This is a genomic window from Streptomyces sp. R11, from assembly GCF_041051905.1.
GTDB lineage: Bacteria > Actinomycetota > Actinomycetes > Streptomycetales > Streptomycetaceae > Streptomyces.
Genome location: NZ_CP163432.1, coordinates 7,930,422 through 7,955,926, shown reverse-complemented (window position 1 = coordinate 7,955,926; position 25,505 = coordinate 7,930,422). Strand labels below are relative to the sequence as shown.

Here is a 25,505-nt window from a genome sequence, read left to right as displayed (position 1 = left end):
TGAGGTCTCGTACGACAGACCGATAACCCGCCCCAGCGTTCGCCCACAAGCGGAAATCGAACGATCAGACCTGGTCAGAAGTGGCCATGATGAAAGGTCGGGCTACGGAGCACGTCGTACGCCGCACGCCGCGCCGACTCCTGGTTCCCATACCCTTGCCCGCCCTGGCCGGGACGTTTCAGCACGCGCACGCCCGCCGCTCCACCCCCCAAAGCGTCACGGGCCGTAACGGCGCACACAGCCTCGCGGGCGCCCCGCCACACTCACGCGCGCCCCGCGCGAACCGTCCCGCAAGGGCGCACGGAGCCATTGGCCGGCCACACCGTCTCGCCGAACGCCACTGCGGCGCCCGGCACTGCGGCGGGCGCTGTCTTGCACCGGCCGCGGCATTGGGGCGGGCGCGGCATTGGGGCGGGCGCGGCATCGGGGCGGGCGCTGTGGACGGGCGGCCGCTGCAACTGGTGCAGGCGCTGCACTGGGGCGGGCGCTGTAAATGAGACGGCCGCTGCACTGGGGCAGGCCTTCAATCGCGGCAGCGCGACCGGCCCCGTACAGAACCCGCGCTAGACGACCGCCGCCCCGTCCGGCCCCGACGCGACCGGCGGCCACGTCGGCCATCCCTCGGCCGGCGTCTCGGCCACTTCACGCCACCACGGCGTCAGGGGCGGCATCGAGGCCGGTTCGAAGGGCTCGCCGCAGCGCGGAGCCGCCATCGTGACCCCGGCCTTGTGTGTGGCCCGCATCGTCCACTCCCCCGGCTCGGCCCACGCATGCGGCGCCAGGTTGAAGGTGCCCCAGTGGATCGGCAGCATGACGCCCGCGGTCGGGTCACCGCCCTGGAGGTCGAGGTGGGCGCGGACGCCCTCGTCCGGCGTCATGTGGATGTCGGGCCAGAAGTCCGAGTAGGCGCCGATCTGGATCATCGTCGCGTCGAAGGGGCCGTGGTCGGCTCCGATGTCCGTGAAGCCGTCGAAGTAGCCGGTGTCCCCGCTGTGGTAGATCCGGTGCTCGCCGGAGGCGACGACCCAGGACGCCCAGAGCGTGTGCTGGGTGTTGCGCAGCCCCCGGCCGCAGAAGTGGCGGGCGGGGGTTGCCGTGAGGCTGAGGCCGCCGACCTTCGTCGTCTCGTGCCAGTCCAGCTCTCGCACCCGGTCGGCCGAGACGCCCCAGTGTTCGAGGTGGGCCCCGACGCCGAGCGGTACGGCGAAGAGCGTGTCCGTGCCGACCAGCGCCTTGATCGTGGGCAGGTCGAGGTGGTCGTAGTGGTCGTGGGAGATGACCACGACGTCGACAGGGCCGAGCTGGGCGAGCGGCAGCGGCACGGGGTGCAGCCGCTTGGGACCGGCGAAGGGGAAGGGGGAGCAGCGCTCGCCCCACACGGGGTCGAAGAGCACGCGGTGGCCGTCGATCTCCGCGAGGACACTGGAGTGCCCCATCCAGGTCAGGCGCAGCCCGCCGACGGGCGGTTTCGCCAGGTCGGCGTAGGTGGTGGGGTGCACCGGCACGGTGCCCTTCGGAACACGGTGCGGCCGGGTGTCCCGGTCGAAGAAGACCTTGGCGAACTCCAGCATCGATCCGGAAGGTCTGGTCCGTGCGGTACCCCCGGGGTTCTGGAAGACCCCGTCCCGGAAGTGCGGTGATCTGCGGATGCGCGCCATGCGCTCACCGCTCGGGTCCACGCCGAAGGCCTCGGGCCGCAGGGCACGCAGCCCGGAGCTCGGGAAACGGAAACCGGCCACGGTACCTCCAGGTGGAGTCGGTGAGGCATTCCATTATGGTCGGCCCCTCCGACAACCCCGGACGCCCCCGGCCCTGCAACCCCGAGCACCCCGGCCGGCGGCCCTGAATCGCCTCGGCAAGTCACCCCGGCCCAGGAGATCCATGCCCCTCATTGACATGTCCCCACCCGCCCTCCGATACTGACCCATCGTTCAGTAGCCGCGCGCGGCACGCGGTCCTCGCTCGCCCTCCATCCCGCACCCCGGAGACCCCATGACCACGCCCCTGCTGTCGCTCACCTGGACCGACCACGTCACCGGCCGCCAGGGCTTCCTGGTCGTCGACCGGCTGGTGCGCGGGGTCTCCAGCGGTGGACTGCGCATGCGGCCGGGCTGCACGCTCGACGAGGTCACCGGGCTGGCCCGCGGCATGAGCATGAAGGAAGCCCTGCACTACGACCCCGAGGCCAGGTACATCCCGCTGGGCGGTGCCAAGGGCGGCATCGACTGCGATCCCCGCGACCCGGAGGCTTACGGGGTCCTCGTGCGCTACCTGCGGACCATGCGGCCCTACATCGAGAACCTCTGGACCACGGGCGAGGACCTCGGACTCACCCAGGACGTGGTCGACCGGGCGGCCGCCGAGGCGGGGCTCGTCTCGTCCGTCCAGGCCGTGTACCCGCTGCTCGACGACGAGGCCGGCGCACGCACCCGGCTCGCGGACGCGTTCGCGGTCGAGGTGGACGGCATCGGTCTCGATGAGCTGGTCGGCGGCTGCGGCGTCGCCGAGTCGGTGCTCACCGCCCTGGACCGGGCCGGTGTGCCGTACTGGAGGACGCGCGCCGCCGTGCAGGGACTCGGGACCATGGGCGGGGCCACGGCGCGCTTCCTCACGCGCGCGGGGCTCACCGTCGTGGCGGTCGCCGACATCAAGGGCACGATCGCCAACCCGGCGGGCCTCGACATCGAGGCCCTGCTGGCGGCACGGGACGCGTACGGCACGATCGACCGGGCGGCGCTGCGGCCCGGCGACCGCGAACTGCCGGGCGACGCCTGGCTGTCGGTCGAGGCGGAGGTGCTGGTTCCGGCAGCCGTCTCCTACGTGATCGACGCCGCCAACCAGGGGCGGATCACCGCCCGCTGGATCGCCGAGGCGGCCAACATGCCCGTACGGCCGGAGGCGGAGGAACTGCTGGCCGCGCGGGGCGTCACCGTGCTGCCGGACGTCGTGGTCAACTCGGCCACGAACGCCTGGTGGTGGTGGACGCTGTTCGGCGACGTCGGTCCGGACGCGGACGAGGCGTTCGCCCACACACGGCGCTCGATGCGCGCCCTGACCGACCTCACCCTGGCCCGGGCCGAGACCGACGGGACGACACTCCGGGCCGCCGCGCACGCCATCGCGGAGGACCGGTTGCCGGTGATCGCCGAACGATTCGGCCAACTCCGGTGACCGCGAAGGCCCCGGGACCCGACTCGACCACGGCCCGGGAACGGCCCGCGGCAAAGCCTTAAGGTGGCCGAGTGGCAAGAGTGCGGTTGAGCGTGGCGGAGCGGCGTGAGGAGTTGCTGCGTGCCGCCGTGGAGCAGATAGAGGCGCGGGGCGTGGCGGCGGTCAGGATCGCCGACGTGGCCACGACGCTCGGGGTGAGCAACGCGCTGGTGCTCTATCACTTCGCCACGAAGGAGAAGCTGGTCGCCGCCGCCTTCACGCACGCGGCCCAGGGCGACCTGGCCCGTCTGCGACGGGTCCTCGGGCGTCGTACGACGGCGCTGCGCCGACTGCGGGCTGCCGTGCGCTGGTACGCGCCGACCGGTCAGGCCAAGGGCTGGCGACTGTGGATCGAGGGCTGGGCGGCGGCGCTGCGCGAACCCGCGCTGCAGGAGGTCACGCGGGACCTGGACCGGCAGTGGAAGGCCGCCATCGCCGAGGTGATCGCGGAGGGCGTGGCCGCGGACGAGTTCCGCTGCCCGGATCCCATGGGCGCAGCCCTGCGCCTGACGGCCCTCCTCGACGGGCTCGCGGTGCAGATGACGTCGTACCGCGGCACGGTCTCACGCGCGCGTGCCCAGGAATGGGTGGACGAGGCGCTCGCCCGGGAACTGGGGCTGGAGCGGGAGGCGTTGACGGCGTCGTCGCGCTGACGCCGGCGCACGTGTGGGCCGTACCGACGCGTGATCGGTACGGCCCACGCGTGCATGTCACCCGCGAACCGCTTGCAGGTCGCTTGAGAACCGCTCTCAAGCCACCGATTCGATCCGCATCTTGATGTCGTACGGCGACAGCGCGCCCTTGGCCGTGACGTGGTCCCCCGACGACTCGCCCCGCAGGCGTCGCCCGATCCAGGGCACCAGGTACTCGCGGGCCCACTGGACGTCGTCGCGGCGGACGTCGAGGGTGCCGCGGGGCGGGAGCGGCGGCCAGGGCTGGTCAGGGTCGGCCGGGATCTCCAGGCCGAGGACCTGGCCCGCCCGCAGCGCCACGCGCGTGTGCCCCTCGGGAGACAGGTGGAGCCGGTCGTGGTCCCAGGCCCGGCGGTCCTGAACGGTCTTCAGGGACCACAGGTCGAGAACCGGGCATCCGTACCGGTCGGCGATGGCCCGCACATGACCGTTGTACGTGGCGATCTTGCCGCGCAGATGTCTCAGCACGGGCACGCCACGGGTGTCGAAACCGGTCGTCACCATGACGGTGCCGACCTCGGAGGTGAGTCGGGCGATCGCCCGCTCGAAGCGCTCGGCCACCTCGTCGGGATCGGTGCCGGGCCGGATGATGTCGTTGCCGCCCGCACAGAACGAGACCAGGTCCGGGGCCAGTTCGACGGCCTTCGGAAGCTGGTGCTCGACGATCTGGTCGAGCAGTTTGCCGCGCACGGCGAGGTTCGTGTAGTTGAAGTCGCCCTCGGGTCGTCGGTCCGCGAGCAGGACCGCGAACCGGTCGGCCCAACCGACGAACGCCCCGTCGGGGCCGGGGTCGCCGACGCCCTCGGTGAAGCTGTCCCCCACCGCAACGTACGACCCGATCACTGATCTGCTGTCACTCTTCGAATCGTCTGCCACATCGGCCCATGATTCACCTTCGAATGTGACCTACGCGACCGTAGGACGGGGTTGACGATCGGTGAGATAAGCCACTCCTAAAGTGTTCACCAAACGTGGAATAACCCTCTGATCAGGGGTGTTGTGGGCGCAACCGCCACTCAGCCGTGTGCACGCACACCGAAGGCCGGACCCGGGGATCGGGGTCCGGCCTTCGGCAGCGTGTCAGGCAGGTGGTTTCGCGGCAGGCGTCAGCCGATGGAGACGCCCTTCGAGCGGAGGTAGGCGACCGGGTCCAGGTCCGAGCCGTAGTCCGGGGTGGTGCGGATCTCGAAGTGGAGGTGCGGGCCGGTGACGTTGCCGGTCGCGCCGGAGAGCCCGATCTGCTGGCCCGCCGTCACTGACTGGCCGCTGGAGACGGACAGCGAGGACAGGTGGGCGTACTGGGCGTAGTGCCCGTCGGCGAGCTGGATGACGACCTGGTTGCCGTACGCGCCGCCCCAGCCGGCCGAGACGACGGTGCCCGCGCCGACCGCCTTCAGGGGGGTGCCGGTGGGGGCGGAGAAGTCGACACCGGTGTGGTAGCCGCTGGACCACATGCTGCCGGCCACCTTGTAGGCGGTGCCGAGGGTGGCGCCGTCGAGGGGGGCGGAGAAGCCGCTGGAGGCGCTGGTGTTCTCGGCGCTCTGGGCGGTCGTGGTGGTCTTCGACGCGGCGGACTTGGACGCCGACGACTTCGAGGCGGTCGTGTCCGAGGACGGCTTCGAAGGCGCGGAGGAGGAAGACGAGGGGGCGGACGAGGACTTGGGGGCGCTCGTCTCGGCCTTCTTGCCGCCGATGGTGAGCTTCAGACCCGGGTGGATCAGCGCCGGGTCCGCGCCGACGGCCTCACGGTTGTCGGCGTAGAGCTTCTTCCAGCCACCGCTGACGTTCTGGTCGTCGGCGATCTTCGCAAGGTAGTCGCCGACCTTGACCGAATAGGTCCGCGCGTCCGCCTTCTTGCCGGTGGCCTTCTTCTCGGCCTTCTTCTCGGCGACCGGAGCGGACTGAACGGCCTTTTCCGAAACGGACTGAGAGGGAGCGGCGTGGGCGCCGGCGGCCCCCATGAGCGGGAGAGCGAGAGCGGCGCCACCTGTTCCGGCGATGGCGATGGAGCGGGTGAAGCGCAGGGACTTCGGGCGGCGATGCTTACCCTTCGCGGGCATGGCGAATTCCTCTCCGGCGCCTGCGAGGTGAGCTGTCGGGTGCGGGCTGGAGATGCCCGGTCGCGTCGGGACGCGACTTGACCCCAAGCCGTTCCGGAGACCGGAACAGGCGGTTGTACCTGTGGGTCCCCCGCTCCTGCCGGGTACGGGTGAGTTAGCGCGGGATCCGGTCGGCGGCAGGATTAGGCGTCCGTCCGGATTGGTGTGGAACGTAAGCGAGGAAGACGCACCGGAACAAGTGAGGGGTTCCGTCCGAATGCGTTCCCGTTGATCCCTTGTGGGAATTACCGGTCACACTCCGTGAATTATCGGGACGTCGCCCGACTCAAAACCCCTCGAAAAGCATGTGAATTACGTGAACATGACGAGCGACGCACGGTCACGAATATGACGCTCCTCACGTGACACTTCTCCAGCTCCCTTTACTCCGGAGCGAGTTGGAATTTAAGGCGCCAATTCGGACAGAACTCCTAGATGCGACGCAGTCGGATAACTGTCGCATCAAGGTCGCCCCGCAAGTCGGTGCGTAGTCCGTGATGCACCAATACAGCCCCTCGGTGAATTTCGCCCGTTTCAAGGCATTCATACGACGCTGTCGGGTCCAGGGCGCGCAACCGCAGCGGCGGGGCGGGTTCGCCGTAGCTCTGAGCCTGGAGCCAGGCCAGGACGACCGTCTCGTCACCGAGTGCGTACTGGACCGCACTGAGCCCGCCACTCGGGGGCCGCAGCCGGTAGAGGTCGCCGCGCTGCACCACGGGCCGGATCTGCCTGTAGAGCGTCACCCACTCCCGCGCTTCGGCCAGCTCCCCCTCGGTCCACCGGGTGAGGTCGCCGCCGACGCCGAGCACTCCGGCCATCGCGCTCACGAACCGGAAGCGCAGGGAGGCGGCCCGGTGGTTGAGCATGGCGTTCGGGCTGTCGGTGACCCAGGCGGCCATGGCCCTCGCCGGGTGGATCTGGCTGAAGCCGTGCTGGATCGCGAGCCGGTCGAGGGGGTCGGTGTTGTCCGAGGTCCACACCTGGTCGGTACGGCTGAGCACACCGAGGTCGATCCGTCCGCCGCCGCCCGAGCAGGACTCGAAGGCGACGCCGGGGTGAGCGGCGCGCAGCCGGTCCAGCAGGGCGTACAGAGCGCGCACATGGTCGACCCACAGGCGCTGCGGGTACGCCTCACCGGGCCAGCCGGCGTCGGTGAAGCAGCGGTTGAAGTCCCACTTCACGTAGTCGATCGGGGCGCTGGAGAGGAGTGCGTCGAGCTGCTGCCAGAGGTACTCCTGCACGTCGTCGCGCGCGAGGTTCAGTACGAGCTGATTGCGAAGTTCCGTCCGCTTTCGTCCCGTTTGATGCTGAACCCATTCGGGATGGGCGCGATACAAGTCACTGTCCGGATTGACCATTTCCGGTTCGACCCAGATGCCGAACCGCATGCCGAGTGCGTGCACGTACTCGGCGAGCGGCTTGAGCCCGGACGGGAAGCGGTCGGGGTTGGGGGTCCAGTCGCCGAGCCCGGCGCGGTCGCTGGTGCGCTTCCCGAACCAGCCGTCGTCGACGACGAACAGCTCGACGCCGATGGCCGCGGCCCGCCGCGCGAGCAGGCTCTGCTGCTCCTCGGAGATGTCGAACTCGGTCGCCTCCCAGGAGTTGAACAGCACCGGCCGGTCCTGGTCCGCGTCCGGGATCACGTACGCGCGCTGGTACGCATGCCAGGCGCGACTGGCCCCGCCGAAGCCACCGTCGCTCCACAGGCCGGCGAAGACGGGCGTCGTGAAGGACTCCCCCGTCGCGAGGCGCAGCAGGCCCGAGTCGTCGTATCCGGCGCCACCGGTGATCTGCACGCGCGCGTCGGGGAGTTGCGCCACGGCGATGCGCCAGGACCCCGACCAGCCGAGAGCGCAGCCGTAGACCTCGCCGCGCTCCTCGGTGGCGTCCGTGTCGAGCGCGACCCAGGGCAGATGCTGATGCCCGGTGTGTCCGCGACGGCTGCCGATGACCTTCTCACCGTAGGTGAGTGGGGCCTGCGTGAGCCTGGACTCGGCGCCCCACCTGCCGTGCAGCTGGGACAACCGCCGGCCCTCCCGGTCGGGCAGTGTCCAGGTGGCCGAGTCGGCGCGCAGCAGCTCCAGGACGGGTCCCTGGTTGTCCAGAGTCACCCAGCGCTCCACGACGTCCGCGCGCATCCGGTAGTGCAGGGTGACGTTCAGCCCGCCGTCACGAAAGCGCAACCGCAGCTCGTCACCCTCGGTCTCGTGTCGCTCGAAACCCCACTCGGTGCCACGCCGCTCGTCGGTGCGCACGGACAGGGCGGGGCGTACGAAGCGGGGGCCGCCCTCGACCGGGTACTCCTCGCGGCCGTCGAGCGGGGACTCGAAGGGCCAGTACTCCGGCAGCGGGCGTACGGCGAGGGCCTCGGCGTCGGCGAGGGTGATGCGCGGGCCCCAGTGGAGGTGCAGGAGCTCGTCGGCGTCCGTCAGATGGACGGCATAACTGCTGGTCGGCCCGGAGAGGAGCCACGTACGGCCGTCGTCGGAGATCTCCAGCATCAAGCCCTCACAGATCTGAAACAGATACGAACAGGTGCCACCAAGTACCAACATCATCAAGGGTCGGGCGACCCCGAGGCAACGCCTGTGGACAACTCATTGGCCCAGGAAGCCATGTCGTATCGTCGAGGGCGCACCCCGTCGGCCGCATCGCCGAGCCGCGTCGACGGGGCCGACTGGGAGGAGCCCCCGTGACGCAGCAGATCCCGTCGACCGAGCCCGAGCTGGCCGGAGTTCGCAACTTTCGTGATGTGGGCGGACTGCCGACCGTGGACGGACGGCGGGTGCGGCACGGGGTTCTGTTCCGCAGCGGTCACCTCGCGCACGCGACCGCGGACGACGCGGCCTTCCTCGACACCCTGGGGCTGCACACGATCTTCGACTTCCGCAACGCGGCCGACCAGAAGCTCGAAGGCGCCGACGTGGAGCTGCGGGGCGTGCGCAATGTGAACCTGCCGCTGTCCGACCCCGCGGACGGCGCCGAGTTCTGGAAGATGGTCCGGGACGGCAACCTCGACCAGCTTCGCGAGATCCTGGCCGACGGCAAGGGCGCCGGCCGGATGATCGCCTCCTACCGCATGATCATCAAGGAGCGCACCGCCGAGCACTCCCAGGTGCTGCACTCCCTCGCGCAGGACAGCGTCCCCGCCCTGATGCACTGCGCGGCCGGCAAGGACCGCGCCGGCCTGTCCATCGCCGTGACGCTGCTCGCCCTCGGCGTCGAGCGCGAGGCGATCGTCGCCGACTACCTGGAGTCGAACGCCAAGCACCGCCGCTACAAGGTGCGCCGCAGCAGCAGCGACGCCTCGGCCTACTCGCCCGAGGTCATGGAGCTTCTCAGCCCCCTGTTCGACGCGCGGGCCGAGTATCTGACGGCGGCCTTCGACACGATCGACGAGGCGTGGGGCGGCGTCGACACGTACCTGGAGCAGGGCCTGCGGCTCACCCCGGAGACCCGGGAGCGACTGCGGGAGCGGCTGCTCGACTGACTCCGAGCGGCCGGCGGCGCGCCCGCCTGCGTGTCCACGTCGCGCGGACCCAGCCGGCTACTTCTGCGCGCCCATCTCGAACAGCAGATAGATGAACGCCGCGAAGACGTGCCCCACCGCGATGTAGATGATGAGCCGTACCCACAGGGCGCGCGGGAACTTCTCCTCCATGTTGCTCATGACGTCTCTCCAGGGGTGGGGCCCAGGCACAGCGTGGCCGTGGGGCTCTGCAGCAGGGTGTGGACGAACAGGAGCTCGACCCCGTCCTGATCCAGGGCGGCGATCCGGTGTGGGGTGAGCGAGTCGAAGTGCGCGCTGTCTCCGGGCGCGAGCCGGTGCGTGGCGTCCCCGAGGCGCAGCCGCAGCCGCCCCTTGAGGACGTGGAGCCACTCCTCACCGGGATGCACGCGCACGATGTCGCCCTGCGAGCCGTACGGCACGTGCACGCGCAGGGCCTGCATCCCGCGCCCGGACGCGCCCGCCTGCCAGTACGTCCAGCCGCCGGCCGCGGTCGGCTCCATGCCGGCGGCACGCACCACGGCGTCCCGGTCGGCGACCGTCTCGCCGAGCAGCTCGGAGACAGTCGTACCGTAGATACGTGCGAGCGCGAGCAGCATCGGCAGCGAGGGCTGGCGCTGCCCGGTCTCCAGGCGGGACAGGTGCGCGGGCGACAGCCCGGCGGCGCGGGCCGCGGCCTCCAGGGTGAGGGAGGCACGGCGGCGCAGCGCGCGGAGCTGGGGCGCGACGGCGGGCAGGGCATCGACCAGCCCGGCCGCATCAGCCTCGGCCCGGAGTCCCGGCTCGGGCTCGGTCCCGGGTTCTGGCCCGGTCTCGGGAGAGCTCATGCTCTCCATTCAGCCGGATGCTTGCCTCTGCGGCAAATTTGTTGCCTCAGAGGCAAAAACCCCGGATGTCAACGGTTGGCGACCGCCTGCTTGATCAGCGTCTTGCCGAAGTCCCACACCAGCCCGCCCCCACTGTGGGCGTCATCCATCACGTCCGTGAAGGCGTCGACGAACCGGTCCACCTCGCGCTCGCCGATGATGAGCGGCGGGATCAGCTTGATCACCTCCAGGTGGTCCCCGGAGACCTGAGTGAGGATCCGGTGCCGCCGCAGCAGCGGTACGACGACCATCTGCGCGAACAGGCCCTTGCGCGCGGCCTGCAGCATGGTCCAACGGCTCCGCAGCTTCAGCGAGTCGGGCCTGCCGAACTCGATGCCGATCATCAGACCCCGACCGCGGACGTCGGCAAGCAGCTCGTACTTGTCGATCAGTGCCGCGAGCCGGGACCTCAGCTGCTCCCCGGTCGCCCGCGCGTTCGCGACGATCTGCTCGTCCTCGATGACGGACAGCACGGCGAGCCCTGCGGCCATGGCCTGTGCGTTGGATCCGAAGCTCGCCGAGTGGACCAGCACGCGGTCCATGGACGAGTAGACCTTCTTGAAGATCCAGTCCTTGCCGAGGGTGGCGCCCACCGGCACATATCCGCCGGAGAGCGCCTTGGCCACACACACCAGGTCCGGCTCCACACCGTCCTCGTGCTGATGGGCGTAGAAGTCCCCGGTGCGGCCCAGTCCGGTCTGCACCTCGTCCGCGATGAGCAGCGCCTTGTGCTTGTGCAGCAGTTCCTGGGCGGCCCGCAGATAGCCGGACGGGGCCTCGTGCACGCCCTTGCCCTGGATCGGCTCGACGATCAGTGCGGCGACGTCGCCCTTCTTCAACTCCCTTGCCAGGGCGTCGAGATCGCCGAGCGGTACGGCCGTGTCGGGCAGCAGCGGGGCGAAGCCGTCCCGGAAGCCGGACTCGCCGTTGACCGACAGCGATCCGGTGGTCAGCCCGTGAAAGGCGTGGTCGCAGTACAGGATCCGGGGCCTGCCGGTGACGAACCGCGCGAACTTCAGCGCGGTCTCCACCGCCTCCGTACCGCTGTTGCCGAAGAAGACGCGGTCCAGGTGCGGGCTGTGCGCGAGCAGCTTCTCGGCCAGCAGTCCGGGCAGCGGCTGGCAGTCGAAGCGGGTGAGGTCGGCGAGCTGGGCGTCCAGGACGTCGTGCAGCGCCTTGCGGACGACGGGGTGGTGGCGCCCCAGGCCCATCACCCCGAACCCGGCGAGCATGTCCAGATAGTCGTCGCCGTCCGCGTCCCAGAAGTAGGCGCCCTCGGCCCGCTCGTAGACCATGTCGAAGCCGATGGTGTGCAGCATGCGCGGGAGCTGGTGGTTGAGGTGCCTGGTGTGCAGTTCGTAGCGCTCGGCTCCGCGCTCGGCAAGGAGTCTGCCTAGGTCGAACTCCGTGGTCATTCGGCTTTCTCCTTGACGGCTTTCTCCTTGACGGCTTTCTTCTTGACCGGCACGACGGCACGTCCTTCATGGCCGTCGACACGACCCTGACCGCGGCCGGTACGACCCTCATGGCCGCCCTCGGCCTCCTTCAGGGCGAGGCTCGCGCTGATCCGTCCGGCGACCTCCACGGGTGTGAGCCCGATGTCGGCGAGCACCTCGCTCCGCTTGGCGTGCGCGAGGAACTGCTCCGGGATGCCGAACCGCCGTACGGGCACGTCGACTTCGGCGTCGCCCAGCGCGAGCGCCACGGCGGAGCCGACTCCGGACGAGCGGCTGTTGTCCTCGACCACGGCCACCAACCGGTGCTCGGCGGCGAGCGGCGCGAGAGCGGGGTCGACCGGCTTGACCCAACGCGGGTCGACGACGGTGCAGTTGATGCCGCGGGCCTGGAGCAGTTCTGCCGCCTGGAGGCACACCGGCGCCATCACGCCGACGGCGACCAGAAGGACCTCCGGCTCGCCCGCGTCCCGGTGCAGCACGTCCAGGCCGCCCACCCGGTCCACCGCCGGGATCGACGGTCCGACCGACTCCTTGGGGAACCGCACCAGCGTGGGCGCGTCGTCGACGGCCACCGCCTCCCGCAGCTGCGCCCGCAGCTGGTCGGCGTCGCGCGGCGCGGCGATCCTGAGGCCTGGCACGACCTGGAGGATCGACAGGTCCCACATGCCGTTGTGGGAGGCCCCGTCGGCACCCGTGACGCCGGCCCGGTCCAGCACGAAGGTCACCCCGCACCCGTGCAGGGCGACGTCCATCAGCAGCTGGTCGAAGGCACGGTTCAGGAACGTGGCGTAGATGGCGACCACGGGATGCACCCCGCCCGTCGCGAGCCCCGCCGCCGACACGGCCGCGTGCTGCTCGGCGATCCCGACGTCCCAGACCCGGTCCGGGAACCGCTCCGCGAACTTGCCGAGCCCGACGGGATGCAGCATGGCCGCCGTGATCGCCACGACGTCCTCGCGCTCCTCGCCGATCCGCACGATCTCGTCGCCGAACACCGACGTCCAGGACGGTCCGTTGGACGGCGCGAGCGGCTCGCAGGTCAGCGGGTCCATCACGCCGACGGTGTGGAAGTGGTCCTCCTCGTGGGCGAGGGCGGGTTCATAGCCGCGCCCCTTCTCCGTGAGGCAGTGGATCAGCACCGGCCCGTGGAAGCGCTTGGCCCGCCGCAGCGCGGACTCGACGGCGCCGATGTCGTGCCCGTCGATCGGGCCGACGTACTTCAGACCCAGGTCCTCGAACATGCCCTGCGGTGCGAAGGCGTCCTTGAAGCCCTTCTTCGCGCCGTGCAGCGACTCGTAGATCGTGTTGCCCACCAGCGGTGTCCGCAGCAGTACGTCCTTGCCCCAGGCCAGGACCCTCTCGTAGCTGTCGGTCGTGCGCAGGGTGGCCAGGTGGTTGGCCAGGCCGCCGATGGTGGGCGCGTACGAGCGCTCGTTGTCGTTGACGACGATGATCAGGGGCCGGTCCTTGGCGGCCGCGATGTTGTTGAGCGCCTCCCAGGCCATGCCGCCGGTCAGCGCACCGTCGCCGATCACCGCGACGACGTGCCCCTTCTCGCCCTGCACCTGACGCGCCTTGGCGAGCCCGTCGGCCCAGCCGAGCGCGGTGGAGGCGTGGCTGTTCTCGACGATGTCGTGCTCGGACTCCTCCCGCGACGGGTAGCCGGACAGGCCCCCCTTGCCGCGCAGCTTGGAGAAGTCCTGGCGCCCCGTCAAAAGCTTGTGTACGTAGCTCTGGTGACCGGTGTCCCAGACGATGCGGTCGACCGGCGACTCGAAGACCCGGTGGAGCGCGATGGAGAGTTCGACCACCCCCAGATTGGGTCCGAGATGTCCACCGGTCCTGGCGACCGCGTGCACCAGGAACTCCCTGATCTCGTCGGACAGTTCACCGAGTTCCGCCTCGGACAGCGCCTTCAGGTCACGTGGTCCCCGGATGCTCTCCAGAATCGTCACGCTCGGGCCCCCTCTCGGTCCGTGCCTTGCTTCAGCTCACAGTCACTTCTGGTTTCCCCGTGACGATGGAGGCGCCCGTGGCGTCCCCGTCCTGCTCCATCTGCTCGGCGATCTTCATCGCCTCTTCGATCAGGGTCTCGACGATCCTGGACTCGGGGACGGTCTTGATGACCTCGCCCTTGACGAAGATCTGGCCCTTGCCGTTGCCGGAGGCGACCCCCAGGTCCGCCTCCCGCGCCTCACCGGGGCCGTTCACCACACACCCCATGACGGCGACACGCAACGGCACCTCCATGCCCTCCAGGCCCGCCGTGACCTCGTCGGCCAGCTTGTAGACGTCGACCTGGGCGCGGCCGCAGGACGGACAGGAGACGATCTCCAGGCGTCGCTGCCTGAGGTTCAGGGACTCCAGGATCTGGATGCCCACCTTGACCTCCTCGACCGGCGGGGCCGAGAGGGACACGCGGATGGTGTCGCCGATGCCCTGGGAGAGCAGGGCGCCGAAGGCCACGGCCGACTTGATCGTGCCCTGGAAGGCCGGGCCCGCCTCCGTCACACCGAGGTGGAGGGGGTAGTCGCACTGGGCGGCCAGCTGCCGGTAGGCCTCGACCATCACGACCGGGTCGTTGTGCTTGACCGAGATCTTGATGTCGCGGAAGTCGTGCTCCTCGAAGAGGGACGCCTCCCACAGGGCCGACTCGGCGAGCGCCTCGGGCGTGGCCTTGCCGTACTTCTGGAGCAGACGGCGGTCCAGCGAGCCGGCGTTGACGCCGATGCGGATCGGGGTGCCGTGGTCCTTCGCGGCCCGCGCGATCTCCTTGACCTTGTCGTCGAACTGCTTGATGTTGCCCGGGTTCACACGGACCGCCGCACAGCCGGCCTCGATCGCCGCGAACACGTACTTCGGCTGGAAGTGGATGTCCGCGATCACCGGGATCTGGGACTTGCGGGCGATCGTCGCGAGCGCGTCCGCGTCGTCCTGCGTCGGACACGCCACGCGCACGATCTGGCAGCCGGAGGCCGTGAGCTCCGCGATCTGCTGGAGAGTGGCGCCGATGTCCGACGTACGCGTCGTCGTCATCGACTGCACCGACACAGGGGCACCACCCCCCACCGCCACCGGGCCGACCTGGATCTGCCGCGACTCACGCCGCTCGGCGATCGGCCGGAGGGGTACCTCGGGAACGCCCAAGGAGATGGCGGTCACGGCGTCACTCCCGGTTCCCGGAGACCGTCTCGCGCATGGCGCGCAGCGACTCCTTGAGCGAACCCATGGTGGCGAGGACGGCGGTGGGCTCGTAGCCGCAGTGCGCCATGCAGTTGGCGCAGCGCGGGTCCTTGCCGCGGCCGTACTTGTCCCAGTCGGTCTCCTCGATCAGCTCGCGGTAGGTCGGGACGTACCCGTCGCTCATCAGGTAGCAGGGGCGCTGCCAGCCGAACAGCGAGTAGTTCGGGATCGCCCAGGCGGTGCACGGGAAGTCGACCTTGCCCTCGAGGAAGTCGAGGAACAGCGGCGAGTGGTTCAGCCGCCACTTGCGGCGGTTGCCGCCCGCGAAGGCCTTCTTGAACAGCTCGCGGGTCTGCTCGACGCCCAGGAAGTGCTCCTGGTCGGGGGCCTTCTCGTAGGCGTAGGCGGGCGAGATCATCATCTCGTCGACCTTGAGGTCGTCGTTGAGGAAGTTGAGCACCTCGATGATGGTCTGCGGGGTGTCGGTGTTGAAGAAGGTCGAGTTGGTGGTGACCCGGAAGCCGCGCCGCTTGGCCTCCTTGATCGCCTCCACCGCCTCGTCGAACACACCTTCCTTCGCCACGGACTCGTCGTGGCGCTCGCGCAGACCGTCGATGTGCACGGCGAAGGCGAAGTAGGGCGAGGGCTTGAACTTTTCCATCTTCTTGCGCATCAGCAGGGCATTGGTGCACAGGAAGACGTACTTCCGCTTGGCCACCAGCTGCCGCACGATCTCATCGATCTGCGGATGCATCAGCGGCTCACCGCCGGCGATGGACACCATGGGCGCACCGGATTCGAGCACGGCCCCCACGGCCTGGGCCACCGGCATGCGCTGCTTGAGTACTCCGGCCGGGTGCTGGATCTTGCCGCAGCCCTCGCACTTGAGGTTGCAGGCGAAAAGCGGTTCCAGCTCGACGATCAGCGGAAACTTGTCCCGCCGACGGAGCTTTTGTTCGGCCAAGTAAGTAGCGACCTTGATGGACTGACGCAGCGGCATGGCCATCTGGCTCACCTCCTGGGGAGCAGCAAAGAACGGTGCCATTCAAAGAATGCGGGAAGAACGGAACGAAGGACGCGGAAAGCTGATATTCCACCGCGCAACGTGCCGATCCGGACGAGTTCATGTTCTGGAGCGTCCACGACCACCCGGACGGCCGCAACCGGGCGCTCACCCGCGTGCACGGCGCTCAGGAGCGTGGCCGCCGATTCCATGTCGACCGCGATTGCACCGGTCGAGAGCAGATCGGACCGTTCCTGACCACGGATGATGTGATCGGAGCCGGTGAGAGGTCCGGTGTGGACGGTGCGGCCGGGAATGGTCCGCGCGAGCTCTTTGACGAGTAGGTCGGTCCCGACGCACGGAATGGTTCCACCCGGATCCCGGGTCTCCTCGGCGACGACCAGATCGCCTGGATGCATACCAGGAGCGAGTCCCGCGCAGAACCCGGTGGCGAGCACGGCGGCACCGCTGAGGGCCGGGTCGCCCAGGATCCGGGTGACGGAGCGTTGGGCCGCCCGGGGGCCCATGCCGGTCCGCAGCACGGTGACCGGCCCGCCGGCACCGCCACGGTCGCTCGTGCGCAGGGCGAACTGCTCGATGCCGAGCGCGCAGGCGATCAGCAGCGGGGCCGGGGCGGGCTGTGGGCTCATCAGCTCACCTTGGCCTCGGCGAGGGACGGCTCGGGCTTCTCGGCGAAGGGCTCTCCATGGACGTACCGGCCGAGGGCGGTGAGCGGGAAGACCTGCCGGTAGAGGTGGTAGTTGATCGAGAAGTCCCAGGGGAACCCGGTGCCGGTGAAGTACGGCTCGTCCCAGGAGCCGTCCTCCCGCTGGGTGGCCGCGAGCCATTCGATGCCGCGTTCGACGGCCTTGGAGTCCTTCTCCCCCGCCGCCAGCAGCGCCATCAGCGCCCAGGCGGTCTGCGAGGCCGTGGAGGCGCCCTTGCCGCTCCACTCCTTGACGTACCTGTAGGAGCGCAGGTCCTCGCCCCAGCCGCCGTCGTCGTTCTGGACGGACTCCAGCCAGCTCACCGCGCGGCGGATCGCCGGGTGCGAGCCCGGGAAGCCGGCCGCCACCAGGGCGGGTACGACGGATCCGGTGCCGTAGATGTAGTTCACGCCCCAGCGCCCGAACCACGAGCCGTCCGGCTCCTGCTCGGCGAGCAGCCACTGGATGCCGCGCCGGGTACGCGGGTCGTGGGCGAGGCCCTCGACGGCCAGCATCTCCACCACGTGGGCCGTGACGTCCGCCGACGGTGGGTCGATGACCTCGCCGAAGTCGCAGAACGGCAGCCGGTTGGGGAACGGGCTGGTGTTGTCGACGTCGAAGGCGCCCCACGCCCCGTTCCTCGACTGCATCCCGAGGTTCCAGCGCACCCCGCGGCCGATCGCCCGCTCCATCCGCTCCGGGTCGTGATGCCTGACCCGGCGCAGTGCGAGGACCACCTCCGCGGTGTCGTCGATGTCGGGGTAGTTGTCGTTGTGGAACTCGAACGCCCAGCCGCCCGGGGGCAGTTGGGGCCGCTTGACCGCCCAGTCACCGGGCCGGACGATCTCCTCGCCCAGCATCCAGTCGGCGGCCTTGACGAGCTGCGGATGGTCGGCGGGCACACCCGCGTCGACCAGCGCGATGGTCGCGAGGCAAGTGTCCCAGACCGGCGACTGGCAGGCCTCGATCATCCGGGCCCCGTCCTCGCGCCAGATGGCGAAGCGGTCCAGCGACGCCAGCCCCTCGCGCATCACGGGGTGCTGGAGGTCGTAACCGAGCAGGTGCAGGGCGATGATCGAGTACACCGCCGGCGGCTGGATGCCTCCCCAGCAGCCGTCGTTCTCCTGCCGCTCGATGATCCAGCGTGCGGCGCTGTTCATGGCCGCTCTGCGCAGCCTGCGCGGGGCGACCTTGCGCAGCTGGTGCAATGCCTTGTCGAGCCGCTGGAAGGCGCCGTCCCAACTGGCCGCCGGAGCGAGAGGCTTGGGCGGGTTGGGGCGGGCCGGATCGGTGTGCAGCTCGTCGAGCGGGAAGGGCGCGGGCCGTACCGGGCGCTTCGCGGAGACGACCGTCAGCGGGACGATGGTCTGCCGGGCCCAGCAGCCGAAGTCGTAGATGTTGAGCGGGACCCACTTGGGGAAGTAGATGAGCTCCGGCGGGAGTTCGGGCAGGTCCTCCCACTTCCACCAGCCGAACAGGGCCAGCCAGATCCGGGTGAACACACGGGAGGCGGCGATGCCGCCCTGCTCGCGGATCCAGGCGGAGGCCTTGGCCATGTGCGGGGCTTCGGGCGCGTCGCCGGCCAGGCGGAGGGCGACGTACGCCTCGATGGTGGCGGAGAGTTCGCCGGGCGCGCCGTAGAAGGTGCCCCAGGTGCCGTCCTCGCGCTGCTCGCCCCGGATGAAGAGCGCCGCGGCCTGAGTGGTCTTCTCGTCGCGGATGCCCAGGAACTGACGGAGCAGCAGGTCCTCGGCGTCCATGGTGACGTTCGTCTCGAGGTCGCCCTTCCACCAGCCCTGGGCGTCCTGCTTCGCCAGCAGGAAGTCGGTGGCGCGCCGGGCGGCGCGTACGGCGGCTTCGTGGACCCCGGCCGCCACGGGGGTTTCGCTGTCGGTGTCGCTGGCCGCGGCTGCCCGGGGTGGCAGTGCCCCGGTGCTTCCGTCGGTCGTCGCTGTCATGGCTTCCCCTTCGTGCAGTGCTACTGGTAGTGCGTCTGCTGTGGGTCCGCCGTCGGCCGGTGCGCTGGCTCACGCTGCACCGGCCGGCGACTAAGCGAGGGTTATTCGACCGATACTGATCATCTCTTTTCGCCCGGTGGTGATCATCTCTTTCGTACGACGACGAAGTCGGCGAGTGCCGTGAACTGGTCCCGCACCCGGTCGGGCATGTCCACGGCGTCGAGGGCCTCGACGGCGATGGCGTGCTGACGGCGCGCCTCATCGGCGGTCCACTCGCGGCCGCCCGCCTCCTCGATGAGGGCGGCGCGGGCGGCGAACTCCTCCTCCGAGAAGTTCTCGAAGTCGCTGCTCTTGGCGTCGGCGGCGAGGATTTCGCCGAGCTGCTGGGAAGCGGAGCCGCCCGCCGCGAGCGCGGCCACCACCGGCAGGGACTTCTTGCGCTGGCGCAGGTCGCTCCAGGTCTGCTTGCCGGTGGAGACGGGGTCGCCCCAGATGCCGAGGAGGTCGTCGACGGCCTGGAAGGCGAGGCCCAGGTGGTAGCCGTACTTCTCCAGGATGTCGGCGGTGCCGTCGTCCGCGCCGCCGAGCACGGCGCCGATGGAGCTGGCGCAGGCGAGCAGGGCGCCGGTCTTGTTGCCCTCCATCTCCAGGCACTCCTCGACGCTGACGCGGTCGCGGTGCTCGTAGGAGATGTCCTGCGCCTGGCCGTCGATGAGGGCGCGGGTCGCGGTGGTCAGGCGACGGGTGGCACGGCCGGCCTCGACGGTGCCGAGCTCCAGCAGGACCTCGTTGGCGAGCGCGAACATGGCGTCGCCGACGAGGATGGCCTGCGCGGGCCCGTGCACCTTCCAGACGGTGTCGCGGTGGCGGCGCTGTTCGTCGCCGTCCATCAGGTCGTCGTGCAGCAGCGAGAAGTTGTGGACCAGTTCGACTGCGACGGCGCCGGGGATGCCAACTTCGGGCGCGGCGCCGGTGACCTCGGCGGAGAGCACCGCGAGGGCCGGGCGTACGGCCTTGCCGCCGTCGCCGGCCGTGGGGTTGCCGTCAGCGTCGATCCAGCCGAAGTGGTAGGCGGAAACGGTGTCCATGGGAGGGGCCAGGCGGTCGATCGCCGCCCGCAGTACCGGCGTGGCCAGGGTCCTACCGCGCTCCAGGAGCGCGGTCACGTCGACCGCGGTCTCTCGAGCGGCCTTCGAGGCCGGGGGCACAGTGGGCACGTTCTCTCCTCTTGTTGCGGTACCGGGGGTGCGGGGACCTGCCGCCGTGTGCTGGTTCAGCATCACGCCGCCTCCTCTACGTCGAAGAGGTGGCTGGGGCGGGGCCGGCCCAGGGCGCTCAGCGCGGCGCCGGCCGCACTCACGCCACTGCGGACCGCACTCTCCATGGTCGCGGGCCACCCTGTGGCGGTCCACGCTCCGGCCAGATACAGACCGGGTGCCTTGGTACGGGCGCCGGGCCGCAGCCGCCCGACGCCTGGGGTGGGAGCGAACGTCGCCGTGCGCTCCCTGGTCACGAAGAAGTCCTTCACCTGCGCGCCCCGCGCCTTGGGCAACAGCCGCTCCAGCTCGGGCAGATACCGATCGCGCAGGGCGGCGACGGGCGCGTCGATCTCGTCCTGCGCGGCCGACTGGGACAGGGCGAGGTACTGGCCGCCGCGCAGCCCGGAGGCAGCGGTGCGGTCGAACACCCATTGCACCGGGGTGCCGAGCGCCGCGAAGAACGGCCGGCTGAGCACCTGGCGGTCGTACACGACATGCACGTTCAGGATCGGCGCGGTGCCGATCTCCAGTAGCCGTTCGGGAGCGTCGAGGGAGCCCTCGGGCAGCAGGTCGTGGGCCTCACGCTGGGCAACGGCGAGCACGACGGTGTCCGCCCGCAGTGTCTCGCCGGGAACCTGAACGCTCCAACGTCCGTTCTCGTCAGTGGAGATGGAGGTGACTCGTGTACGGACCTCGGTACGGACGCCCGCGGAGTCGAGCGCCTTGCGGGCCAGCCGGTCGTGCAGTTCGCCCAGCGGGACATGCGCCCATCCGATGTCGGCCGCGCCCGGGTCGGACAGCAGACCGGTCTTGAACACCATCGCGGCGAGCCCCAGCGAGGCGTCGCCAGCGACCGCGTTGAGAGTGGCGACCCCGACCAGGTCCCACAGGGCCTCGACGGCACGCGCCGACTGACCGTGCGAGGTCAGCCAGCTGCCGAAGTCCTGGGTGTCCAGGGCCGGATCGGCGAGGTCGAGCCCCTTGAGCGCGAGCGCGGCACGCCCGACCTTGGCGCGATCGGCGAGCGACAGATGCGGATACGTCGCCAGGCTCCGGCCCAGGTGCAGGGGTACGGGCAGCGCGTCGCGCCGCAGCCTGCCCAGGCGCCGCCCCTCGGGCCGCGCGACGTCGACCACGGGAACGTCGAGGCGGTCCTGCAGCGGTGCCAGCGCCGTGCCCTCGATCCGGTCGAGGAACCAGCGGTAGGCGGTGCAGCAGCGCAGATAGACGTGCTGTCCGTTGTCGACGACCAGGTCGCCGCGCTGGAAGGAGAAGGCCAGGCCACCGAGTCTCGGCCTGCCCTCGATCAGGGTGACGCGCACTCCGGCGTCGGCGAGGGCGAGCGCGGCGGTGATGCCGGCGAGCCCGCCGCCGACCACGACAGCGTCCTTCCCGGAGCCTGACGGGACGTCGGCGAGCGACCCTTGTGGCGGCGTGCCGTCGGTCATCGTGCACCCTCCCCTGGCCGACCGCCGTGCAGGTGCTTGAACGGTGCACGGCCGGTCGTCTCAGTCAGGGACGCGACAGGGCAGCGGAGGGTTGCCCGCCACTTTTCGCCGGTGGCATCACCTTGGACCGGAATGTCCATCAGGCACGCCTCCTGACGGCACGGCTGACGGTTCGGCGGGTCGCATGCCGGGCGTCCAGACCGGACAGACCCCGAACGGCGACGTAGGCCTTCTCGCGGCCGGGCAGGGAGACCCGGCCGCGCAGCACGGCCTCCGGGTCCCGCTCGATGCGGTCGAGGAGGCGCAGATAGATGCCGGCCATCGCGGCGACACAGGCGCCGCTGCGCCGGTCCAGCATGGGGAGCAGCCGGTAGCCCTCGGCGAAAAGGGCGCGGGCCCGACGCACTTCGAAGTGCACGAGGCCCGCGAAGTCGGAGCCCTCCGGTGGGGTCGGCCCGCTGAAGCCGGCCGAGCAGCCGAATTTCGCGAGGTCGTCGGAGGGCAGATAGGTGCGTCCGCCCTCGGCGTCCTCGCGGACGTCCCGCAGGATGTTGGTGAGCTGGAGGGCCAGCCCCAGCGTGTCGGCGTACTCGGGGGCGCGCTCGGCGCCGCGCGCGCCGGGTCCGGTGCCGAACACGCCGAGCGAGAGCCGTCCGATGGCGCCGGCCACGCAGCGGCAGTAGACCTTCAGGTCGTCCCAGGTCTCGTAGGTCTCGCCGCGTACGTCCATCAGGACGCCGTCGATGAGCTCGTCCAGGCCGCCGAGCGGAATCGGGAAGGCCCCGGCGGCGTGGGCGAGCGCGACGGCCACGGGGTCGGTGTCGTCCTCGGCGACCGCTCCGTCGCGGATCCGGGTCAGCAGCTTGCGGGTGTCCTCGAGCCTGGCGATCTTGACGTCGCCGCTCAGGGCACCGTCGCCGATGTCGTCGACGCGGCGCGAGAACGCGTACAGCGCCGACATCGCGCGGCGCTTGGGCGTGGGCAGCAGCCTGATGCCGTAGGCGAAGTTCCGGGCCTGCTGCCCCGTGACGGCCTCGCAGTAGCTGTAGGCGGCGAGTACCGGTGCGGACGCGTGTGGTGCAGACTCCACGGTCCGGATCACCCCTCTCCTCGCAGAGTCACGCCCACCTCGCGCAGCAGTTGGAGCTTGCTGGCCTTGGGCGGGCCGGGAAGTACGTCGTATTCGGCGGCGGCGATCGCACGGATCGCCGCCCTTCCCCCGGCCACGAAACCCGCCAGCAGCAGCTTGAGCCTGCCGTGGACGCTACCCACCAGGGGGGTGCCTTCATTCAGGAGGGCCAGAGCACGTTCGGCTTCGTATGCAACCAGTGCGCGCACCGATGCGCCTGCTGTTTTTACCGCCAGATCGGTTTCCTGGACGTGAAAACGCTTCATGTCCTGCGCGGGCAGGTAAATCCGGTCACGACCGAGATCCTCGGCGACGTCCTGGAGGTGCTCGACGATCTGCAGCGCCGTGCACACCGCGTCGGAACGGCGGATCCGCTCGGGCGTCCCGGTCCCGGTGACGGCGAGGACGAGCCGGCCGACCGGGTTGGCGGACAGTTCGCAGTAGGCAAGGAGATCGTCGTAGGTCTCGTACCGCCCGACGAGCTGGTCCTGGCGGTTGGCAGCGATCAGGCCGAGGAAGGGCTCGGGGGTCAGTGAGCAGCGGCGGACGGTGTACTGCAGGCGGCGCAGCAGGGGGTGGCCGGGGGTGCCGTCGAAGACCCGGCGCAGGTCGGCCTCGAAGGCGTCGAGGAGCGCGAGCCGGTCCTCGGCCTCCTCGGGCGACACGCCGAGCAGACGGGCGTCGGCACCGCCGGGAGCGAGATCGCCGTCGCCGATGTCGTCCACGAGGCGGGCGAAGCCGTAGACGGCCATGAGGTCGGTCCGCCAGGCCCTGGGCAGGAAGAACGGCGCCACGGGGAAGTTCTCCGCGGCGGCCTTGTCGAGTGTGTCGCGCTCCGGTTCACCTGGGCGCGCGGATTTTCCCGTCACCGTGGACTGCCCGGCCCAAGGACGGCACATGCTGCGTGGAGCTGGGGAGTTTCCGTAGCCATTGCCGTCACATCTCCCGTTCTACACCGCAGACCCAATGCACACTATTTCGGACACGCCGCCCGGACGTCCGCGCCGCGGCCCGGAGAGAGGGGTGTCGTGCCTTATCGCCCTACTTGCCGCGTTTCGGTACCGGTACAGCTTACGTTGTACAACGATGCGGGGCCCGTGGGGGTGTCCTGCACATCACAACAACACACCGATTGGTGTCAAGCTTCCCAGGACCAGGCGAAGTTGACGTTTCCTTTGCAGACGCGGGGCCCCGCCGGGGCAGTTCCGGCGGGGCCCGGTCAAGCCTGCTGGGCCGCTCGGCCCATGTCCGGGTGGACTACTTGCCCGTGAACTTCTCGTACTCCTTGAGGACCTCGTCCGTCGGTCCGTCCATGCGCAGCTCGCCACGTTCCAGCCACAGGACGCGGTTGCAGGTGTCGCGGATCGACTTGTTGTTGTGACTGACGAGGAACACGGTGCCGGCTTCCTTGCGCAGCTCGCGGATACGTTCCTCGGAGCGCTTCTGGAACTTGCGGTCGCCGGTGGCCAGCGCCTCGTCGATCATGAGGACGTCATGGTCCTTGGCCGCGGCGATGGAGAAGCGCAGCCGGGCCGCCATGCCGGAGGAGTACGTGCGCATCGGCAGGGTGATGAAGTCGCCCTTCTCGTTGATGCCCGAGAAGTCGACGATCTCCTGGTAGCGCTCCTTGATCTGCTCGCGGGACATGCCCATGGCGAGCCCGCCCAATATGACGTTGCGCTCGCCGGTGAGGTCGTTCATCAGCGCCGCGTTCACGCCCAGCAGCGAGGGCTGGCCATCGGTGTAGACCTTGCCCTTCTCGGGCGGGAGCAGGCCGGCGATGGCGCGCAGCAGGGTGGACTTGCCGGAGCCGTTGGAGCCGATCAGGCCGATGGCCTCGCCGCGATAGGCGACGAAGGAGACACCGCGGACCGCGTGCACCTTGCGCACGCCCCGCTCCTCGCCACGCTTGAGGATGCGGCTGAGCGCGGCGGTGGCGCTGCCCTTGCCCGTCTTGGCGCCGTTGACGCGGTAGACGATGTGCAACTCGTCCGCGATGACGGTGGGGATGTGGGAATCCGTCCTGTGCTCAGCCACGGCCGTACCTCTCCTCCGCCTTCCAGAAGTACACGAAGCCGCCGACGGCCACCAGCACGGACCAGCCGAGCGCGACCGCCCAGACGTGGTCGGGCAGGTTCGAGGAGCCGTAGCCGTCGATGAGGGCGAAGCGCATCAGGTCCATGTAGACGGCGGCCGGGTTCCACTGCAGGACGGTCGCGATCCACTCAGGCTTGCCCTCGAGCATGATCGGGATGGAGAACATCACGCCGGACGCGTACATCCACGTACGCATCACGAACGGCATGAGCTGCGCCAGGTCCGGCGTCTTGGAGCCCGCCCGGGCCATGATCATCGCGAGGCCGGTGTTGAAGAGGAACTGCAGGACGAGCACCGGAACGATCAGCAGCCAGGACATGGCCGGGTAACTGCCGAAGGCCAGGGCCACGGCGAACAGGACGATCATCGAGAACAGCAGCTGCTGGAGCTGCTGGAGCGCGAAGGAGATCGGCAGCGAGGCGCGCGGGAAGTGCAGGGCGCGGACCAGGCCGAGGTTGCCGGAGATCGCGCGTACGCCAGCCATCACCGAGCTCTGGGTGAAGGTGAAGACGAAGACGCCCGTGACCAGGAACGGGATGTACACCTCGCGGGACATGCCGCGGTCGGCCTGGAGGATCAGGCCGAAGATGAAGAAGTACACGGCCGCGTTCAGCAGCGGGGTGGCCACCTGCCAGAGCTGGCCGAGCTTCGCCTGGCTGTACTGGGCGGTCAGCTTCGCCCGCGAGAACGCGAGGATGAAGTGACGCCGGTCCCAGAGCTGGCGGACGTACTCGAACAGCGAGGGGCGGGCGCCGCTCACGGACAGCCCGTACTTGGCGGCCAGCTCGGCCGCCGTGAGTCCCTCGTCGGGCGACGGAGGCGCGCTCACCGCGACTGAGCCGTCGTGCGTTGTCTCACTCACCAGTTGAAACTTTCGTCTTCGAGATGC

The 25,505-nt window shown here is 69.9% G+C and carries 22 protein-coding genes and 1 riboswitch; of the genes, 3 read left to right on the top strand and 19 right to left on the bottom strand.

The features are described 5' to 3' along the window. Positions 1-563: 563 nt before the first annotated feature. Positions 564-1,739, bottom strand: coding sequence for an MBL fold metallo-hydrolase (locus AB5J55_RS36815; protein ID WP_369274771.1), 1,176 nt, complete (start codon positions 1,737-1,739; stop codon positions 564-566). Between the two features lie 253 nt (positions 1,740-1,992). On the opposite strand from AB5J55_RS36815, the gene AB5J55_RS36810 reads away from it, so the two are divergent. Both AB5J55_RS36810 and AB5J55_RS36805 read left to right on the top strand, forming a co-directional pair. Then, complete coding sequence (locus AB5J55_RS36810) at positions 1,993-3,171, top strand: Glu/Leu/Phe/Val dehydrogenase dimerization domain-containing protein (RefSeq protein ID WP_369274770.1); 1,179 nt, start codon at positions 1,993-1,995, stop codon at positions 3,169-3,171. A 71-nt stretch (positions 3,172-3,242) separates the two neighbouring features. Then, positions 3,243-3,863, top strand: coding sequence for a TetR/AcrR family transcriptional regulator (locus AB5J55_RS36805; RefSeq protein WP_369274769.1), 621 nt, complete (start codon positions 3,243-3,245; stop codon positions 3,861-3,863). Positions 3,864-3,959: 96 nt separating this feature from the next. Here AB5J55_RS36805 and AB5J55_RS36800 read toward each other — a convergent pair whose 3' ends face one another. The 3 genes from AB5J55_RS36800 to AB5J55_RS36790 form a co-directional block, all read right to left on the bottom strand. Continuing rightward, the gene (locus tag AB5J55_RS36800) at positions 3,960-4,745 is read right to left on the bottom strand and encodes an SGNH/GDSL hydrolase family protein (RefSeq protein ID WP_369276392.1); all 786 of its coding nucleotides are present in this window, start codon (positions 4,743-4,745) and stop codon (positions 3,960-3,962) included. Positions 4,746-5,008: 263 nt separating this feature from the next. Continuing rightward, positions 5,009-5,962 (bottom strand): LysM peptidoglycan-binding domain-containing M23 family metallopeptidase, encoded by a 954-nt coding sequence (locus AB5J55_RS36795; RefSeq protein WP_369274767.1) that lies wholly within the window; start codon positions 5,960-5,962, stop codon positions 5,009-5,011. A 4-nt stretch (positions 5,963-5,966) separates the two neighbouring features. Further along, a riboswitch (cyclic di-AMP (ydaO/yuaA leader) is annotated at positions 5,967-6,124 on the bottom strand. A gap of 308 nt (positions 6,125-6,432) precedes the next feature. Continuing rightward, positions 6,433-8,502 carry an alpha-galactosidase gene (locus AB5J55_RS36790; protein ID WP_369274766.1) on the bottom strand — a complete coding sequence of 690 codons (2,070 nt, stop codon included), beginning with the start codon at positions 8,500-8,502 and terminating at the stop codon, positions 6,433-6,435. A gap of 191 nt (positions 8,503-8,693) precedes the next feature. Here AB5J55_RS36790 and AB5J55_RS36785 point away from each other — a divergent pair, with 191 nt between their 5' ends. Continuing rightward, positions 8,694-9,491, top strand: coding sequence for a tyrosine-protein phosphatase (locus tag AB5J55_RS36785; RefSeq protein WP_369274765.1), 798 nt, complete (start codon positions 8,694-8,696; stop codon positions 9,489-9,491). A 57-nt stretch (positions 9,492-9,548) separates the two neighbouring features. On the opposite strand, the gene AB5J55_RS36780 is transcribed toward AB5J55_RS36785, so the two are convergent. The 15 genes from AB5J55_RS36780 to AB5J55_RS36710 form a co-directional block, all read right to left on the bottom strand. Continuing rightward, the gene (locus AB5J55_RS36780; protein ID WP_369274764.1) at positions 9,549-9,671 is read right to left on the bottom strand and encodes a DUF6126 family protein; all 123 of its coding nucleotides are present in this window, start codon (positions 9,669-9,671) and stop codon (positions 9,549-9,551) included. Then, on the bottom strand, positions 9,668-10,336 hold the full coding sequence (locus tag AB5J55_RS36775) for a helix-turn-helix domain-containing protein (protein WP_369274763.1): 669 nt from the start codon (positions 10,334-10,336) through the stop codon (positions 9,668-9,670). Before AB5J55_RS36775 ends, AB5J55_RS36780 begins: the two co-directional genes overlap by 4 nt. 68 nt (positions 10,337-10,404) lie before the next feature. After that, a complete protein-coding gene (locus AB5J55_RS36770; protein WP_369274762.1) occupies positions 10,405-11,790 on the bottom strand; it encodes an aspartate aminotransferase family protein in 1,386 nt (461 codons plus the stop codon). Next, positions 11,787-13,787, bottom strand: coding sequence for a 1-deoxy-D-xylulose-5-phosphate synthase (gene dxs, locus AB5J55_RS36765; RefSeq protein WP_369274761.1), 2,001 nt, complete (start codon positions 13,785-13,787; stop codon positions 11,787-11,789). The genes AB5J55_RS36770 and dxs overlap by 4 nt, the downstream gene beginning before the upstream one ends. A 31-nt stretch (positions 13,788-13,818) precedes the next feature. Continuing rightward, entirely contained in the window at positions 13,819-14,994 is a 1,176-nt protein-coding gene (gene ispG / locus AB5J55_RS36760) for a flavodoxin-dependent (E)-4-hydroxy-3-methylbut-2-enyl-diphosphate synthase (protein WP_369274760.1), read from the bottom strand. A 4-nt stretch (positions 14,995-14,998) separates the two neighbouring features. Further along, on the bottom strand, positions 14,999-16,021 hold the full coding sequence (gene hpnH, locus AB5J55_RS36755) for an adenosyl-hopene transferase HpnH (RefSeq protein WP_369274759.1): 1,023 nt from the start codon (positions 16,019-16,021) through the stop codon (positions 14,999-15,001). Between the two features lie 5 nt (positions 16,022-16,026). After that, on the bottom strand, positions 16,027-16,668 hold the full coding sequence (locus tag AB5J55_RS36750) for a 1-hydroxy-2-methyl-2-butenyl 4-diphosphate reductase (protein WP_369274758.1): 642 nt from the start codon (positions 16,666-16,668) through the stop codon (positions 16,027-16,029). Further along, positions 16,668-18,683: a squalene--hopene cyclase gene (gene shc / locus AB5J55_RS36745; RefSeq protein WP_369274757.1), complete on the bottom strand. Its 2,016-nt coding sequence runs from the start codon at positions 18,681-18,683 to the stop codon at positions 16,668-16,670. The genes AB5J55_RS36750 and shc overlap by 1 nt, the downstream gene beginning before the upstream one ends. Before the next feature lie 143 nt (positions 18,684-18,826). Beyond that, positions 18,827-19,891, bottom strand: coding sequence for a polyprenyl synthetase family protein (locus tag AB5J55_RS36740; protein ID WP_369276391.1), 1,065 nt, complete (start codon positions 19,889-19,891; stop codon positions 18,827-18,829). 71 nt (positions 19,892-19,962) lie between these two features. Then, positions 19,963-21,390, bottom strand: a complete 1,428-nt coding sequence (hpnE, locus tag AB5J55_RS36735; protein ID WP_369274756.1) for a hydroxysqualene dehydroxylase HpnE — start codon at positions 21,388-21,390, stop codon at positions 19,963-19,965. Continuing rightward, positions 21,387-21,530 (bottom strand): DUF6380 family protein, encoded by a 144-nt coding sequence (locus AB5J55_RS36730; protein WP_369274755.1) that lies wholly within the window; start codon positions 21,528-21,530, stop codon positions 21,387-21,389. Before AB5J55_RS36730 ends, hpnE begins: the two co-directional genes overlap by 4 nt. Further along, complete coding sequence (gene hpnD / locus AB5J55_RS36725; RefSeq protein ID WP_328877910.1) at positions 21,530-22,492, bottom strand: presqualene diphosphate synthase HpnD; 963 nt, start codon at positions 22,490-22,492, stop codon at positions 21,530-21,532. Before hpnD ends, AB5J55_RS36730 begins: the two co-directional genes overlap by 1 nt. Next, positions 22,489-23,418, bottom strand: coding sequence for a squalene synthase HpnC (hpnC, locus tag AB5J55_RS36720; protein ID WP_369274754.1), 930 nt, complete (start codon positions 23,416-23,418; stop codon positions 22,489-22,491). The genes hpnD and hpnC overlap by 4 nt, the downstream gene beginning before the upstream one ends. Before the next feature lie 358 nt (positions 23,419-23,776). Beyond that, positions 23,777-24,556: an ABC transporter ATP-binding protein gene (locus AB5J55_RS36715; protein ID WP_369274753.1), complete on the bottom strand. Its 780-nt coding sequence runs from the start codon at positions 24,554-24,556 to the stop codon at positions 23,777-23,779. After that, on the bottom strand, positions 24,549-25,478 hold the full coding sequence (locus tag AB5J55_RS36710) for an ABC transporter permease (RefSeq protein ID WP_369274752.1): 930 nt from the start codon (positions 25,476-25,478) through the stop codon (positions 24,549-24,551). Before AB5J55_RS36710 ends, AB5J55_RS36715 begins: the two co-directional genes overlap by 8 nt. Positions 25,479-25,505 lie beyond the last annotated feature (27 nt).